Origin of the sequence: Nocardioides sp. 1609, from assembly GCF_004522105.1 — a bacterium.
GTDB lineage: Bacteria > Actinomycetota > Actinomycetes > Propionibacteriales > Nocardioidaceae > Nocardioides.
In genome coordinates this window covers 973,245-987,576 of the sequence record NZ_SPUJ01000001.1, presented here as the reverse complement: position 1 = coordinate 987,576, position 14,332 = coordinate 973,245, and the positions used below count along the sequence as shown (strand labels likewise).

Annotated in this window: 8 protein-coding genes; 6 read left to right on the top strand and 2 right to left on the bottom strand. The window is 72.2% G+C overall.

All coding sequences use genetic code 11. The features are described from left to right. Positions 1-37 precede the first annotated feature (37 nt). Entirely contained in the window at positions 38-256 is a 219-nt protein-coding gene (locus E4623_RS04410) for a hypothetical protein (RefSeq protein ID WP_134765248.1), read from the top strand. Here the strand turns inward: E4623_RS04410 and E4623_RS04405 are convergent. Both E4623_RS04405 and E4623_RS22485 read right to left on the bottom strand, forming a co-directional pair. Beyond that, positions 241-711 carry a DUF2505 domain-containing protein gene (locus E4623_RS04405; RefSeq protein ID WP_134765247.1) on the bottom strand — a complete coding sequence of 157 codons (471 nt, stop codon included), beginning with the start codon at positions 709-711 and terminating at the stop codon, positions 241-243. The two genes, E4623_RS04410 and E4623_RS04405, sit on opposite strands and share 16 nt — an antisense overlap. Before the next feature lie 45 nt (positions 712-756). Continuing rightward, complete coding sequence (locus E4623_RS22485; RefSeq protein WP_167736476.1) at positions 757-1,689, bottom strand: hypothetical protein; 933 nt, start codon at positions 1,687-1,689, stop codon at positions 757-759. 74 nt (positions 1,690-1,763) lie between these two features. Here E4623_RS22485 and E4623_RS04390 point away from each other — a divergent pair, with 74 nt between their 5' ends. The 5 genes from E4623_RS04390 to E4623_RS04370 all read left to right on the top strand — a co-directional run bounded on the left by E4623_RS04390 (position 1,764) and on the right by E4623_RS04370 (position 14,274). After that, positions 1,764-2,591 carry a tryptophan 2,3-dioxygenase family protein gene (locus E4623_RS04390; RefSeq protein WP_134765245.1) on the top strand — a complete coding sequence of 276 codons (828 nt, stop codon included), beginning with the start codon at positions 1,764-1,766 and terminating at the stop codon, positions 2,589-2,591. A gap of 66 nt (positions 2,592-2,657) precedes the next feature. Beyond that, positions 2,658-7,508, top strand: coding sequence for an NAD-glutamate dehydrogenase (locus tag E4623_RS04385; RefSeq protein WP_134765244.1), 4,851 nt, complete (start codon positions 2,658-2,660; stop codon positions 7,506-7,508). A gap of 301 nt (positions 7,509-7,809) precedes the next feature. Next, positions 7,810-9,603: an ABC transporter ATP-binding protein gene (locus tag E4623_RS04380; RefSeq protein WP_134765243.1), complete on the top strand. Its 1,794-nt coding sequence runs from the start codon at positions 7,810-7,812 to the stop codon at positions 9,601-9,603. Then, complete coding sequence (locus E4623_RS04375) at positions 9,600-11,459, top strand: ABC transporter ATP-binding protein (RefSeq protein ID WP_134765242.1); 1,860 nt, start codon at positions 9,600-9,602, stop codon at positions 11,457-11,459. Before E4623_RS04380 ends, E4623_RS04375 begins: the two co-directional genes overlap by 4 nt. Positions 11,460-11,562: 103 nt before the next feature. Further along, entirely contained in the window at positions 11,563-14,274 is a 2,712-nt protein-coding gene (locus tag E4623_RS04370; RefSeq protein ID WP_134765241.1) for a M1 family aminopeptidase, read from the top strand. Positions 14,275-14,332: the final 58 nt, after the last annotated feature.

Genomic DNA, 14,332 nt, shown 5'->3' with positions numbered 1-14,332 from the left:
CCGGCGCCCGGCCCCGGGTGCGGCACAATCGTCGGTGATGACACCGCTGCACCTGGGGGCCCTGCACCCCGTCGAGCAGGCCCTGACGCTGGTCCTGGCGTTCGGGCCGTTCGTCGTCCTCGCGATCGTGGTCTGGCTGCGCCGGCGCTCGGACGCCCGGACGGACCCGACCGAGGTGGACCCGACCGAGGTGGACCCGACCGAGGTGGAGCCGCGGACGGACCCGCGGACGGAGCAGGCTCAGCGCGACAGGTAGGCGATCCCGGTCCTGTGCTCGGCCTTGAGGGCCTTGAGCAGCAGGTCGGCGATCAGGCCCTCGAGCTTGCCGCCGACGAGGGGGATCGAGACCTTCACGGTCAGCTCGACGGTCTCGAGGGTGCCGGCGCCGGACGGCACCAGCACCGCGGAGCCCTTCATCTCGCCGGGCTTGCCCGGGATGGACACCTCGACGTCACCGTGCGACGGCGTGCCCCACCGCTCGACCTGCACGATGTTGGTCTCGTCGCCGACGATCTTGCGCGCGAACGAGGGGACGCCGGCGGTCGGCAGCCACTGGTCGATGGTGACCGTGCTGCCCTCGACGCTCACGTGGTGGCGCACCGCGCCCTGGGCCCGGCACACCTCCTCGCGGAAGGCCGGGTCGGCGAGCATCGCTGCCACCGTCTCGACGGGGGCGTCGTAGGGCATCTCGTGACGGATCGACTTGGCCATGCCCCCATCATGCCGGGGCGGCGGCGCCGCGACCCGGGACACGCCTCAGGTGCGCGACTCGCAGGTCCGCACGGCGTCCTCCAGCGTGGGGACGTCGCCGTCGAAGGGCACCTGCAGCCGGCCGGGCGGGGCGGTGAGGTCGACGGGGGAGCCGAGCTCGCTCAGGGTGACGACCAGCTGGGCGGACCCGACCGAGTCGACGCCCTCGACGGGCGTGTTGCCGGCGGCGGTGGAGCTCGCGACCAGGTCGGCGAAGGTGGTGCGCCACCCGACCGGGACGCCGTCCTGGATCGCGACCTCGATCGGGGTCTGCTCGGACCCGCCGGCCCCGAGGCCGAGGATCTGCAGGAAGTGGTTGCCGAGCGATCCGACGACCTCGTCGAGCGACGCCGTCACCCGGTCGCCGTCGAACCTCGCCCCGAGGACCGTGGTGACCTCGTTGGGCGGTGCGCCGCCCTCGTAGCCCGGGCTGAGCTCTGTCAGCGTCTCCTGGTCGTAGCGGATCCAGCACTGGTCGAACTCGACGCCACCGGGCTGGTCGACCTGGGTGTAGACGACGCCGTCGACGGCGAGGGTGCGGGTGGTGACGGTCTGGTCGGTGCGGTTGACCACGGTGGTGCTGTACGACGCGCCGTCGGTGAGCCGGTAGATGCCGTCCTTGGTCTGCAGCGTCTCGCCGGCGTTGTCGAGCGAGAGCTGGAACCGGCCGGTGTCCGCGGTCTCGAGGGCCTCGGCCGCCGCGCTCAGGTCGGCCTGGTCGGCGGCCCCGCCCGCGGCGGGCCCGCCCGCGGCGGGCCCGTCCGTGGTGGCCCCGTCGGTGGTGGCCCCGTCGCTGCTGCTCGCGTCGGCGGGCGGCGTGGGGGTGGGCTCGTCGTCGGCCTCGGAGCTGCAGGCGGCCAGGAGGGTCGCGAGGAGCGGGACGACGACGACGGCGACGGCCGGACGCCGGGGACGGGAGTGCGAGCGGGTGCGGTTCATGGCCTCCGGAGCATCCCACGACCTGCGGACCGGTCCGGAGACGAACACCCGACCGGACGTGGTTGGCTGCTCGGATGAGTGACGAGAACCGCGAGCAGTTCGTCTCCTTCGGCGAGCAGGGCGCCCAGCTGACCTACGGCAGCTACCTGCGGCTGCCCGTCCTGCTCGATGCCCAGCACCTCGAGTCCGACCCGCCGGCGCACGACGAGCTGCTGTTCATCACCATCCACCAGGTCTACGAGCTGTGGTTCAAGCAGCTCCTCCACGAGGTGGTCGCGGCCCGCGACACGATGCTCGCCGCGGCGGCCGGGGGAGACCCCGCCGCGGGTCTCTGGCGCGCCCAGCACCTGCTGGCGCGGGTCCACGTCATCGAGCGGGTGCTGGTGCACCAGGTCGACGTCCTGGAGACGATGACGCCGCAGGACTTCCTCGAGTTCCGGCAGCGGCTCGCGCCGGCCAGCGGGTTCCAGAGCGTCCAGTTCCGCGAGCTGGAGTTCCTCTCCGGCGCCAAGGACCCGGCCTACCTGCGCCGCTTCCGCGGGCTCACCGAGGAGGAGCAGGCCCGGCTCCGGGCGCGGCTCGACGAGCCGACGTTGTGGGACGCGTTCGTCGCCGTGCTGCGCGCCCGGGGGCTGCCCGCCGACGACGACGAGCAGGTCGCCGACTCGGTGCGCACCGCCGCCCACGACCGCGACCGGCACGCCGCCGTCTGGGCCCTGGCCGAGGCCCTGCTGCAGCACGACGAGCTCGCCGCGAGCTGGCGCGCCCGGCACGTGGTGATGGTCGAGCGGATGATCGGCGCGAAGTCCGGGACCGGCGGCTCGAGCGGCTCGGCCTACCTGCGCGGACGGCTCCCGCTGCAGTACTACCCGGTCCTCTGGGACGTCCGCAGCATGCTCTAGGAGCGCCCGGCGCGACACCCACCCCGGCGGTTGTGGCCCTCGACGGCGGGCCCTAGGTTGGGCTGCGTGTCAACGACGACGCACGATGCAGACAAGGCCGAGCTCCTGGCGAAGGCCGCCGACCTGGCGAAGCACGGCAAGGGGAGCGGGGGGCCGCCGCACGACGCGGTGGACGGTCTCCTGCAGGCCTACTTCCGCCACGTCGCGCCCGAGGACCTCCTCGACCGCTCCGACGCCGACGTGTACGGCGCCCTCGCCTCGCACTTCAAGCTGGCCGACGTCCGGGCGCAGGGCACCGCGCAGGTCCGCGTCGTCACGCCGGTCTCGGCCGAGCACGGCTGGAGCGCGGGCGGTCACTCGGTGGTCGAGGTCGTCGTCGACGACATGCCGTTCCTCGTCGACTCGTTGACGATGGAGCTGAGCCGCCAGCTGCGCGACGTCCACCTCGTCGTCCACCCGAACTTCGACGTCGAGCGCACCCTCACCGGCGAGCTCGTGTCGGTGACGCCGGTGGCCGACGGTGCCTCGGAGCCCGACGATGCCCGCATCCGCGAGTCGTGGATGCACGTCGAGATCGACCGCCTCCGCGAGGAGGACGACCCGGCGACGATCGTCGAGGACGTCCAGCGGGTGCTGCGCGACGTCCGCGAGGCCGTCGAGGACTGGGCGAAGATGAACGAGCGGGTCGCCGCCATCACCGCCGAGCTGCGCGACGACCCGCCGCCGCTCGACCCCGAGGAGCTGCGCCAGTCCGGCGAGCTGCTCACCTGGCTGGCCGAGGGCCACTTCACCTTCCTCGGCTACCGCGAGTACACCCTCGACCGGGCCGAGGTCGACGGCGTCGAGGACGACGTCCTGCGCGCCGTCCCCGGCAGCGGGCTCGGCATCCTGCGCTCCGACCAGCACCTGTCGGAGTCGTTCGGTCGGTTGCCCGACCCGGTCAAGGCGAAGGCCCGCGAGAAGACCCTGCTGGTGCTGGCCAAGGCCAACTCGCGCGCCACAGTGCACCGCCGGGCCTACCTCGACTACGTCGGTGTGAAGACCTTCGGCGACGACGGCGAGGTCAACGGCGAGCGCCGGTTCCTCGGCCTCTTCTCGAGCGCCGCCTACACCGAGTCGTTGCTGCGCATCCCGCTGGTGCGCGAGAAGGTGCAGTCGGTGCTGCAGCGCAGCGGGTTCGACCCGCAGAGCCACGCCGGCAAGGCCCTGCTCGACACGCTCGAGACCTATCCGCGCGACGACCTGTTCCACACCCCCATCGAGGAGCTCGGCCCGCTCGCCGAGGCCGCGATGCAGGCGCGCGAGCGCCGCGCGGTGCGGATGTTCATCCGCAAGGACACCTACGGCCGCTACGTGTCGGTGCTCGTCTACCTCCCGCGCGACCGCTACAACACCGGCGTCCGCGAGAGGTTCGTGCAGATCCTCAAGGACCGGCTCGGCGCCGACGACGTCGAGTTCAACGTCCGGATCAATGAGTCCACGACCGCGCGGGTCCACTTCGTCGTCCACCAGCCGGCGGGGGAGTCGATCCCCGACATCGACACCACCGACCTCGAGCGTCGGCTCGCCGAGGCCTCCCGGTCGTGGCGCGACGACTTCACCTCCGCCGTCATCGCCGAGTACGGCGAGGAGGTCGGCGCCATCCTTGGCCGCCGCTACCTCGACTCGTTCCCCGAGGCCTACAAGGAGGACTTCCCGCCGCGGGTGGCCTCGGTCGACCTGGGCCGGCTCGAGGGCATCGACGGCGACGAGGGCATCGACCACTCGCTGTACCAGGACGTCGACGCCGGCCGCGGCGAGGCGCGCCTCAAGCTGTACCGGATCGGCTCGCCGCTGTCGTTGAGCCAGATCCTGCCGATGCTGAGCTCGATGGGCGTCGAGGTCGTCGACGAGCGGCCCTACACGCTCGTCGGGGTCGAGCGGCCCTCGCACATCTACGAGTTCGGGCTGCGCTACCCCGGCACCCTCCCCGAGGAGGGCCGGATCCTCTTCCAGGACGCGATCCGCGCCGTCTGGGACGGCTACACCGAGATCGACGGCTTCAACGCGCTCGTCCTCGGCGCCCGGCTCACCTGGCGCCAGGCAGCGCTGCTGCGCGCGTACGCGAAGTACATGAAGCAGGGCGGGACGCCGTTCGCCCTCGACTACATCGAGGACGCCCTGTCCTCCAACGTCGACATCACCCGGATGCTCGTCGACCTGTTCGAGGCGCGCTTCGACCCCGACCGCGACCGGTCCGAGGAGGCCGACGTCGAGCAGCGGATCCTCGTCGCCCTCGACGACGTCGCGAGCCTCGACCACGACCGGATCCTGCGGTCCTACCTCACCCACGTGCAGGCGACGCTGCGCACCAACTACTTCCAGCTCACCTCCGCCGGGGCGCCGCACACCTTCATCTCGCTCAAGCTGGAGCCGTCGGCGATCCCCGACCTGCCGGAGCCGCGCCCGGCGTACGAGATCTTCGTGTACTCGCCCCGGGTCGAGGGCGTGCACCTGCGCTTCGGCGCCGTCGCGCGCGGCGGGCTGCGCTGGAGCGACCGCCGCGACGACTTCCGCACCGAGGTGCTCGGCCTGGTCAAGGCGCAGATGGTCAAGAACACCGTGATCGTGCCGGTCGGCGCGAAGGGCGGCTTCTTCGCCAAGCACCTGCCCGACCCGTCGGTCGACCGTGACGCGTGGCTCGCCGAGGGCATCGCCTGCTACAAGACCTTCATCTCGGGGCTGCTCGACGTCACCGACAACCTCGTCGACGGCGAGACGGTGCCGCCGGAGCGCGTCGTGCGCCACGACGGCGACGACTCCTACCTCGTCGTGGCCGCCGACAAGGGCACCGCGACGTTCAGCGACATCGCCAACGGTGTCGCGAAGTCCTACGGGTACTGGCTCGGCGACGCGTTCGCCAGCGGCGGCTCGGTCGGCTACGACCACAAGGCGATGGGGATCACCGCCCGTGGCGCGTGGGTGTCGGTCCAGCGGCACTTCCGCGAGATGGGCGTCGACTGCCAGACCGAGGACTTCACCTGTGCCGGCGTCGGCGACATGTCCGGGGACGTCTTCGGCAACGGGATGCTCTGCTCCGAGCACATCCGGCTGGTCGCGGCGTTCGACCACCGCGACATCTTCATCGACCCCGACCCCGACCCCGCGACGTCCTTCGCCGAGCGCCGTCGCCTCTTCGAGCTGCCCCGCTCGAGCTGGCAGGACTACGACGCGTCGCTGATCTCCGCCGGCGGCGGCGTCTTCCCCCGCTCGGCGAAGTCGATCCGGCTCACGCCCGAGATCCGCGCGGCGCTGGGCATCGACGACGGCGTGGAGAAGGTGACGCCGGCCGAGCTGATGCGCGCGGTCCTGCTCGCGCCCGTCGACCTGCTGTGGAACGGCGGCATCGGCACCTACGTGAAGTCCGCGGACGAGACCCACGCCGACGCCGGTGACAAGGCCAACGACGCCATCCGCGTCGACGGCGGCGAGCTCCGGGCCAGGTGCGTGGGGGAGGGCGGCAACCTCGGCCTCACCCAGCTCGGCCGGATCGAGTACGCCCGCAACGGGGGCCGCGTCAACACCGACTTCATCGACAACTCCGCCGGCGTCGACACCTCCGACCACGAGGTGAACCTGAAGATCCTCCTCGACCGGGTCGTCGCCTCCGGTGACCTGACCGAGAAGCACCGCAACGCCGTGCTCGCGGAGATGACCGACGAGGTCGCCGGGCTGGTCCTGCGCGACAACTACGAGCAGAACCTCGCCCTCGCGAACGCCGACTCGAACGCCGCCCCGCTGCTGCACGTCCACGAGTCGTGGATGAAGCAGCTCGAGCGGGACGGCGTCCTCAACCGCGACCTCGAGGCGCTCCCGACCAGCCGTCAGGTGCGCCGCCGCATCGAGCGCGGCGAGGGGCTCAGCGTCCCCGAGCTGTCGGTGCTGCTCGCCTGGACCAAGATCGTGCTCGCCACCGAGCTGATCGACTCCGACCTGCCCGACGACCCGTACCTCGACCTCGACCTGCGCAGCTACTTCCCGACGCCGGTCCGCGAACGGTTCGCCGACCGCATCGTCGACCACCCGCTGCGGCGCGAGATCATCGTGACCCAGGTCGTCAACGACCTCGTCAACGGTGCCGGCATGACCTACTGGCCGCGGCTGGCCGGCGAGACCGGGGCCAGCGCCGCCGAGCTCACCCGCGCCAACTTCGTGGCCCGGGAGATCTTCGGGTCCCTGGCGCTGCGTCAGGAGATCGCGACCTACGACAACGACCTCGACGCCGCCGTGCAGACCCACATGCGCATCGAGATGCGCACGCTGGTCGAGCGCGGGTCCCGCTGGTTGATCACGAACCGGCGCCCCCCGCTCGACAGCCAGGCGCTGGTCGACGTCTTCTCCGGCCCGATGCAGGCCGCGATGACCGAGCTCCCCGACCTGCTGGTCGGCGGCGAGCTGGCGGCGTACGAGGGGCGGCGCGCGGCGCTCGTCGAGCGGCAGGTGCCCGAGGACCTCGCCTCCCGCGTGGCGATGCTGCCGACGGCCTACCAGCTGCTCAACGTGATCGAGATCGCCAGCCGCGAGGACCTCGAGCCGGCCGGCGTCGCGCGGGTGCACTTCGCGCTCGCCGAGCGGCTCGGGCTGCCGCTGCTGGTGCAGCAGATCCTCGCCCTCCCGCGTGACGACCAGTGGCAGACCATGGCGCGCGCGACCCTGCGCGACGACCTGCACTCCGTGCACGCCCAGCTCACCGCCCAGGTGCTCGCCGACAGCTCAGCCGACGACCCGGCCGCCGACCGGATCGCGGCCTGGGAGCACGGCGAGGACGTCCGCGTCACCCGCGCCGCGGAGACCGTGGCCCAGATCTGCGCCGACGGCGAGGTCGACCTGGCCCGGATGTCGGTCGGCCTGCGCGTGGTCCGGAGCCTGCTGGCCTGACGAGGGTCGTCGGGCGCGGCGGGCGCGACCGGCCCGAGCCGTGCAATTGCCGCGGATCGGCCAGCTTCGGCGCCCGAGATCGAGCCGATCGCAGCAATTGCACGCGTGGGGCCAGCGGGCGCTGCACCGACCGGCATTATCCGCGCAATTGCCGCGGATTGGCCAGTTCCGGCGCCAAGGATCGAGCCGATCGCAGCAATTGCACGTGTGGGGCCAACTGCGGGCGCGCACGGAGCGGACGCGGTCTGAGGTACCTCAGAGGTTCGTCGGTTGTCGGTGGGCCGACCTAGGGTCGTTGCCGATGGCAACGACTTCTCGCGACGTCGGTCTCGACCCCGACCCTGACCAGCCGCCTGCGGCCAGCGTCCGCTCCCTGTGGCGGCTGCGCGGCTACCTGTGCCCGCACCTCGGCTCGGTGGCGATCATGCTGCTCACCTCGCTGGCGGTGGTGGGCACCTCGATCGGGATCCCGCTGGTCACCCGTGCGGTGATCGACGGTCCGATCGCCGACCACGAGCTGGGACCGGTGCTGCCGCTCGGCCTGCTCGCGCTGGGCCTCGGCGTCGTCGAGGCGGTGCTGATCTTCGTGCGGCGGTGGGTCCAGAGCACCGCGGTGCTCGCCATGGAGACCTCGATGCGCCACGACCTCTACACGCGGCTCCAGGAGCTGCCGATGTCGTTCCACAGCAAGTGGCCGGCGGGCCAGCTGCTGTCACGCGCGATCCAGGACCTCAGCTCGATCCGCCGGTTCAGCGGCTTCGGGCTGATCTTCCTGGTCGTCAACATCGTGCAGGTCGTCGCCGTGACCATCGTCCTGCTCGGCATGTACTGGCCGCTCGGCCTGGTCGTCGCCGCTACCGCCGCACCCATCGTGTGGCTCTCGATGACCTTCGAGAAGAAGTACGTCGTGATGTCGCGCCGCGTGCAGGACCAGCAGGGCGACCTCGCCACCCTCGCCGAGGAGGGCGCACTGGGCTTCCGGGTCATCAAGGCGTTCGGCCGCAGCGAGCACGTCGCCTCCGAGTACGAGCGGCAGGCCCGTTCGCTGCACGCCTCCAGCATGGACAAGGTGCACCTCTCGGCCCGGTTCTGGACCTTCCTGGAGGTGATCCCCAACCTCGCCGTCTGCGTCGTCCTGCTCCTCGGCGCCATCGGCGCCGGCCAGGGCGCGCTGACCACCGGTGAGCTGGTCGCGTTCATCACGCTGCTGCTCTCGCTGGTCTGGCCGGTCTCCTCGCTCGGCGTCATCCTCGCCATGGCCCAGGAGGCGATGTCGGCGGCCGCCCGCATCCTCGAGGTGCTCGACACCGAGCCCGCGATCGTCGGCGGCGACCGCACGATCGCCGAGCCGCGCGGCCACCTGCGCTTCGAGCACGTCGACTTCGCCTTCCCCGACGCGCCCGACGAGATCGTCCTGCGCGACGTCTGCCTCGACGTGGCGCCCGGCGAGACGGTCGCGATCGTCGGTGGCACCGGCTCGGGCAAGACCGCCCTCACCGCCCTGGTGCCGCGGCTGCACGACGTGACGGGTGGGCGCATCACGATCGACGGCGTCGACGTCCGCGACCTCGAGCTCGGTCACCTGCGCTCGCTCGTCGCGACGGCGTTCGAGGAGCCCACCCTGTTCTCGATGAGCGCCCGCGAGAACCTCACCCTGGGGCGCGCCGACGCCACCGACGCCGACGTCCAGGAGGCGATCGACGTCGCCCAGGCCGGGTTCGTGCGCGACCTGCCCTGGGGGCTCGACACCCGCATCGGGGAGCAGGGCATGGCGCTCTCCGGCGGCCAGCGGCAGCGGCTCGCGCTGGCCCGCGCGGTCGTCGCCCGCCCCCGCGTCCTGGTGCTCGACGACACGCTGTCCGCGCTCGACGTCCACACCGAGAAGCTCGTCGAGGACGCCCTGCGGACCGTGCTCGGCGCCACCACCGGCATCGTGGTCGCCCACCGCGCCTCGACCGTGCTGCTCGCCGACCGGGTCGCGCTGCTCCAGGACGGCACCCTCACCCACGTCGGCCAGCACCGCACCCTCCTCGCCGAGGTCCCGGCCTACCGCGAGCTGCTCAGCGCCGACGCCGGCGACCGGGTGCCGGCATGAGCGCCGACGCCGGCACCAAGTCCGGCACCGGCACCGACACCGACCAGTCCTGGCGCGGCATCGCCGCGGGCGAGGCCGACACCATCGACAGCGCCGACCGGATCCGCTTCACCGGCGGGTCGGGCCAGCTGCTCCGCGAGCTGCTGCGCCCCTACCGGCGGGCGATCTGGATCCTCGTCGCCGTCGTGGTCGTCGAGAACGCCGCCCGCCTGGCCATCCCCTACCTCGTCAAGGTCGGCATCGACAGCGGCATCCCGCCGATCCGCGAGAACGACGACCTCGGCCCGCTGGGCGTCGTCGTCGCCCTCGTGCTCGGCGCGACGATCGTGCAGGCCATCACCCGGCAGATCTTCCTGGTGCGCTCCGGCCGGATCGGCCAGGACCTCCTCTACCAGCTGCGACGCCGCGTGTTCCGGCACTTCCAGCGGCTCAGCCCGGCCTTCCACGACGACTACACCTCGGGCCGGATCATCTCCCGGCAGACCTCCGACATCGACGCGATCTACGAGATGCTGGAGACCGGCTTCGACGGCCTGGTCACGGCGTTCCTGACCCTCGTCGGCACGGCCGTCATCTTGATGTTCCTCGACGTGAAGCTCGGCCTGCTGGCGCTGCTCTGCGGTCCGTTCCTGTTCTGGATCACCGCGTGGTTCCGGCGCGAGTCGGCGAAGAGCTACCGCGTCGCCCGCGAGCGGGTCGCGCTGCTGATCGTCCACTTCGTCGAGTCGATGGGCGGCGTCCGCGCGGTGCAGGCGTTCCGCCGCGAGCCGCGCGACCTGGAGATCTTCGACGTCCTCAACGACGACAACCGCCGGGCCAACCTGGTCGCGTTCCGGCTGGTCGCCTGGTTCATGCCGGGCGTCCGGCTGATCGGCAACATCACGATCGCCGCGGTCCTCGTCTACGGCGGCTACCTCGCCTACCACGGCGAGGTCACCGTGGGCGTGCTCGCGGCGTTCCTGCTCTACCTGCGGCGGTTCTTCGAGCCGATGATGGAGATCTCGCAGTTCTTCAACACCTTCCAGTCCGCCTCGGCGGCCCTGGAGAAGCTCGCCGGGGTGCTGCGCGTGGAGCCGTCGGTTCCCGAGCCGGTGACCCCGGTCCCGCTCGCGCACCGTCGCGGCGGGCTCACCTTCGAGCAGGTCCGGTTCTCCTACGTCGACGGCCGTGACGTGCTGCCCGGCCTCGACCTCGACGTCCCGGGCGGGCAGACGGTCGCCCTGGTCGGCACGACCGGCGCCGGCAAGACGACGCTGGCCAAGCTCGCGACCCGCTTCTACGACCCCACCTCCGGCCGGGTGCTCCTCGACGGCGTCGACCTGCGCGACCTGGCCTCCGACGACCTGCGCTCCTCGGTGGTGATGGTGACCCAGGAGAACTTCCTGTTCACCGGCTCGATCGCCGACAACATCCGCTTCGGCCGGCCGGGCGCCTCCGACGCCGACGTCGAGGCGGCGGCCCGCGCCCTCGGTGCGCACGACCTGATCATGGCGCTGCCCGACGGCTACGACACCCAGGTCGCCAACCGCGGGGGCCGGCTCAGCGCCGGCCAGCGCCAGCTCGTCGCGTTCGCCCGCGCCTTCCTCGCCGACCCCGAGGTGCTCATCCTCGACGAGGCGACGTCGTCCCTCGACGTCCCGTCGGAGCGCCTGGTCCAGCATGCGCTGCGCACCGTGCTCGCCGGCCGGACGGCCGTGATCATCGCCCACCGGCTCTCGACCGTCGAGATCGCCGACCGGGTGCTGGTGATGGCGCACGGCGACATCGTCGAGGACGGCGCCCCGGCCGACCTGGTCGCCGGGGGAGCCGGACACTTCTCCGACCTGCACCGGGCCTGGCTCGACTCGCTGGCCTGACCGGGCCCGGTTACATCGCTGTTTCGGCGGCCCGGTTTCCCGGCGGGTGGTTGGTGCGGAGCCCTAGGTTGAGCCGGTTCACCCACTCGACCGAAGGACGAGGATGACCAAGCCCCGCCCCCGCTCCACGAGGATCTCGGCCCGACTCCTCGCCCCGCTGGTCGCCGTCGCGGCCGTCGCGCTGCCGCAGGCCGCGGCACCGGCCCACGCCGAGGACCCGGTCGCCGGGGCGCAGACGTCCGGGGACTCGCTGTTCCCGAACGTCGGCAACGGCGGCTACGACGTGCAGCACTACGACCTGGACCTCGCCTGGACCCCGGGCGCGACGCTGGCGCTGAGCACGATCGCCGCGACGACCACGATCGAGGCGAGCACGACGGGCGCGCCGCTCTCCTCGTTCTCGTTCGACTTCGAGCGCGGCGGTCTCACGGTGTCGTCGGTGACCGTCGACGGTGCGCCCGCGGCGTTCGCGCACGACGAGGTGCCGGCCGACATCAAGCACAAGCTGGTCGTCACCCCGGCGGCCCCGGTCAGCGGCAGCTTCACGACCGTGGTCACCTACAGCGGCATCCCGACCCGCCACACCGACGCCGACGGCTCCTACGAGGGCTGGAACGTGACGGCCGACGGGGCGACGTTCGTCAACCAGCCGATCGGCTCGATGACCGGCTTCCCCAACAACAACACGCCCGCCGACAAGGCGACGTACACGATCGACGTCGACGTCCCCAACACGATCACCAACGCCGCCGGCACCGGCAACGCCGCCGCCGCGAGCAACGGTGAGCTGGTCGGGAAGGTCGTCGAGGGCGAGCGCACCACGTGGAGGTGGGTGCAGCAGGAACCGATGGCCTCCGAGCTCGCGATCATCTCGATCGGCAAGTACGACGTCCTCGAGTCCGACGTCACCCTGGCCAGCGGCCGGACCCTGCACGAGTGGAGCTTCGTCGACTCGGCGAGCACGACGTCGAACAAGAACAGCGTCAACGTGCAGCGCGCCCGCTTCAAGAGCGTCCTCGACGGGCTCGAGTCGCGCTACGGCCCCTACCCGGGCAACAGCATCGGTGTGGTCGTCGACATCGTCCCGAGCGCGATCAGCTACGCGCTCGAGACCCAGGACCGCTCCTTCTTCCCGACCAGCATCAGCGCCGGCACCTTCGTGCACGAGCTGGCCCACCAGTGGTACGGCAACAACGTCGCCCCCACGGTCTGGAACGACCTCTACATCAACGAGGGCATGGCGACCTGGATGCCGACGTACTTCGCCAACCAGCTCGCCGAGCCCGCGACGAGCGGTGCGACCACGGAGTACACCTACTTCACCAGCTGGTCGGCCACCGCCCCCGAGAGCGCGAGCTGGCTGACCCCGCCGGCCGGCATCACCGACGCAGCCGGCCTGTACGGCTACCAGACCTACACCCGCAGCGCGCAGTTCTGGGAGGCGCTGCGGCTCTCGATCGGTGACGACGACTTCTTCGCGCTGGTCCGGGAGTGGCAGGTCCGCCACGCCGGTGGGAGCCGCGGCACCGCCGCGCTGCTCGCCCTCGCCGAGGAGGTCTCGGGTGCCGAGCTCGACGCGTTCTTCCAGGACTGGGTCCACGACGCCGACAAGCCGGCCTGGCCGCAGCGCTACGACCTGGTCCTCGGCCAGGACACCGCCGACGGTGCTCTGGAGCCCGGTGACACCGTGACCTACACCGTCACCGCGACCAACGAGGGCTACGTCCCGCTGACGTCCAGCGTCGCGGAGGTCGACCTGTCCGACGTCCTCGACGACGCCACCCTCGGTGCGCTCCCCGCCGGGCTGACCCGCGTCGGCGACACCCTCGCCTGGGCGCTGCCGACCACGCCGCGCCACGGCCGCCAGACGGTGTCCTTCGACGTGGTCGTCGACGACGACGTCAGCGCCGCCTCGCTCCGCGCGAGCCTCGCGTCGCAGACCCTCGGCGGCTTCTGCGCCCCCGGTGCTCCCTGCACGACCCGCGCCGACGTCGCCGAGCAGGCGGTCTCCCCGGCGCCGCCGCCGACGATCACGGGCACCCCGAAGGTCGGCGCCGAGCTCACCGCCGACACCAGCGGCTGGGCGGCCGGCACCACGTTCTCCTTCGGGTGGACCGTCGGTGGCGAGGACGTCCTGGACGCCACCGGGCCGACCCTGCTCCTGGGCCCCGACGACGCCGGCAAGGTGGTCCGCGTGGCCGTCACCGGCTCGAGGGCCGGCTTCGGCGACGTCACCCGCACCAGTGCCGCCACCGCTGCGGTCGCCCCGGGCGACCTGACCGAGGCACCGGCCCCGACGGTCACCGGCACCGCCCGCGTCGGCGTCCCGCTGACCGCCGTCCCCGGCACCTGGGACGACGGTGTCACGCTGGCCTACCGGTGGACGCGCGACGGCACGCCGATCACCGGCGCCACCGCCGCGACGTACACCGCCGTGGCGGCCGACGCGGGCCGGCGGCTCGCGGTCGTCGTCACCGGCACCAAGCCGGGCTTCGCGCCGACCGAGGTCACCAGCGCGGGCACCGTGCCGGTGGCGCTCGGCCGGCAGGTGCGGCGGCCGACGCCGACGGTGGCCGGCCGGGCGGTCGTCGGTCGCACGCTGCGCGCCGTCCCGGGTGGCCGTGACGCCGGCGTGACGCTGACCTACCGCTGGTACGTCGGCGGCAAGGCCGTGGCCGGTGCGCGCGGCGCCGGTCGCACGTTCGCGGTCACCAGGGCCGCCCGCGGCCAGCGGGTCGTCGTGGTCGTCACCGCCACCAAGCCCGGCTACCTCACCGTGACCGGTCGGAGCGCCAGGACGGCCAAGGTCGCCTGACCCTCCCCACCCCGCACGGCCCGTCGCACGCCTGCGGCGGGCCGTGCGTCGTCTCCGA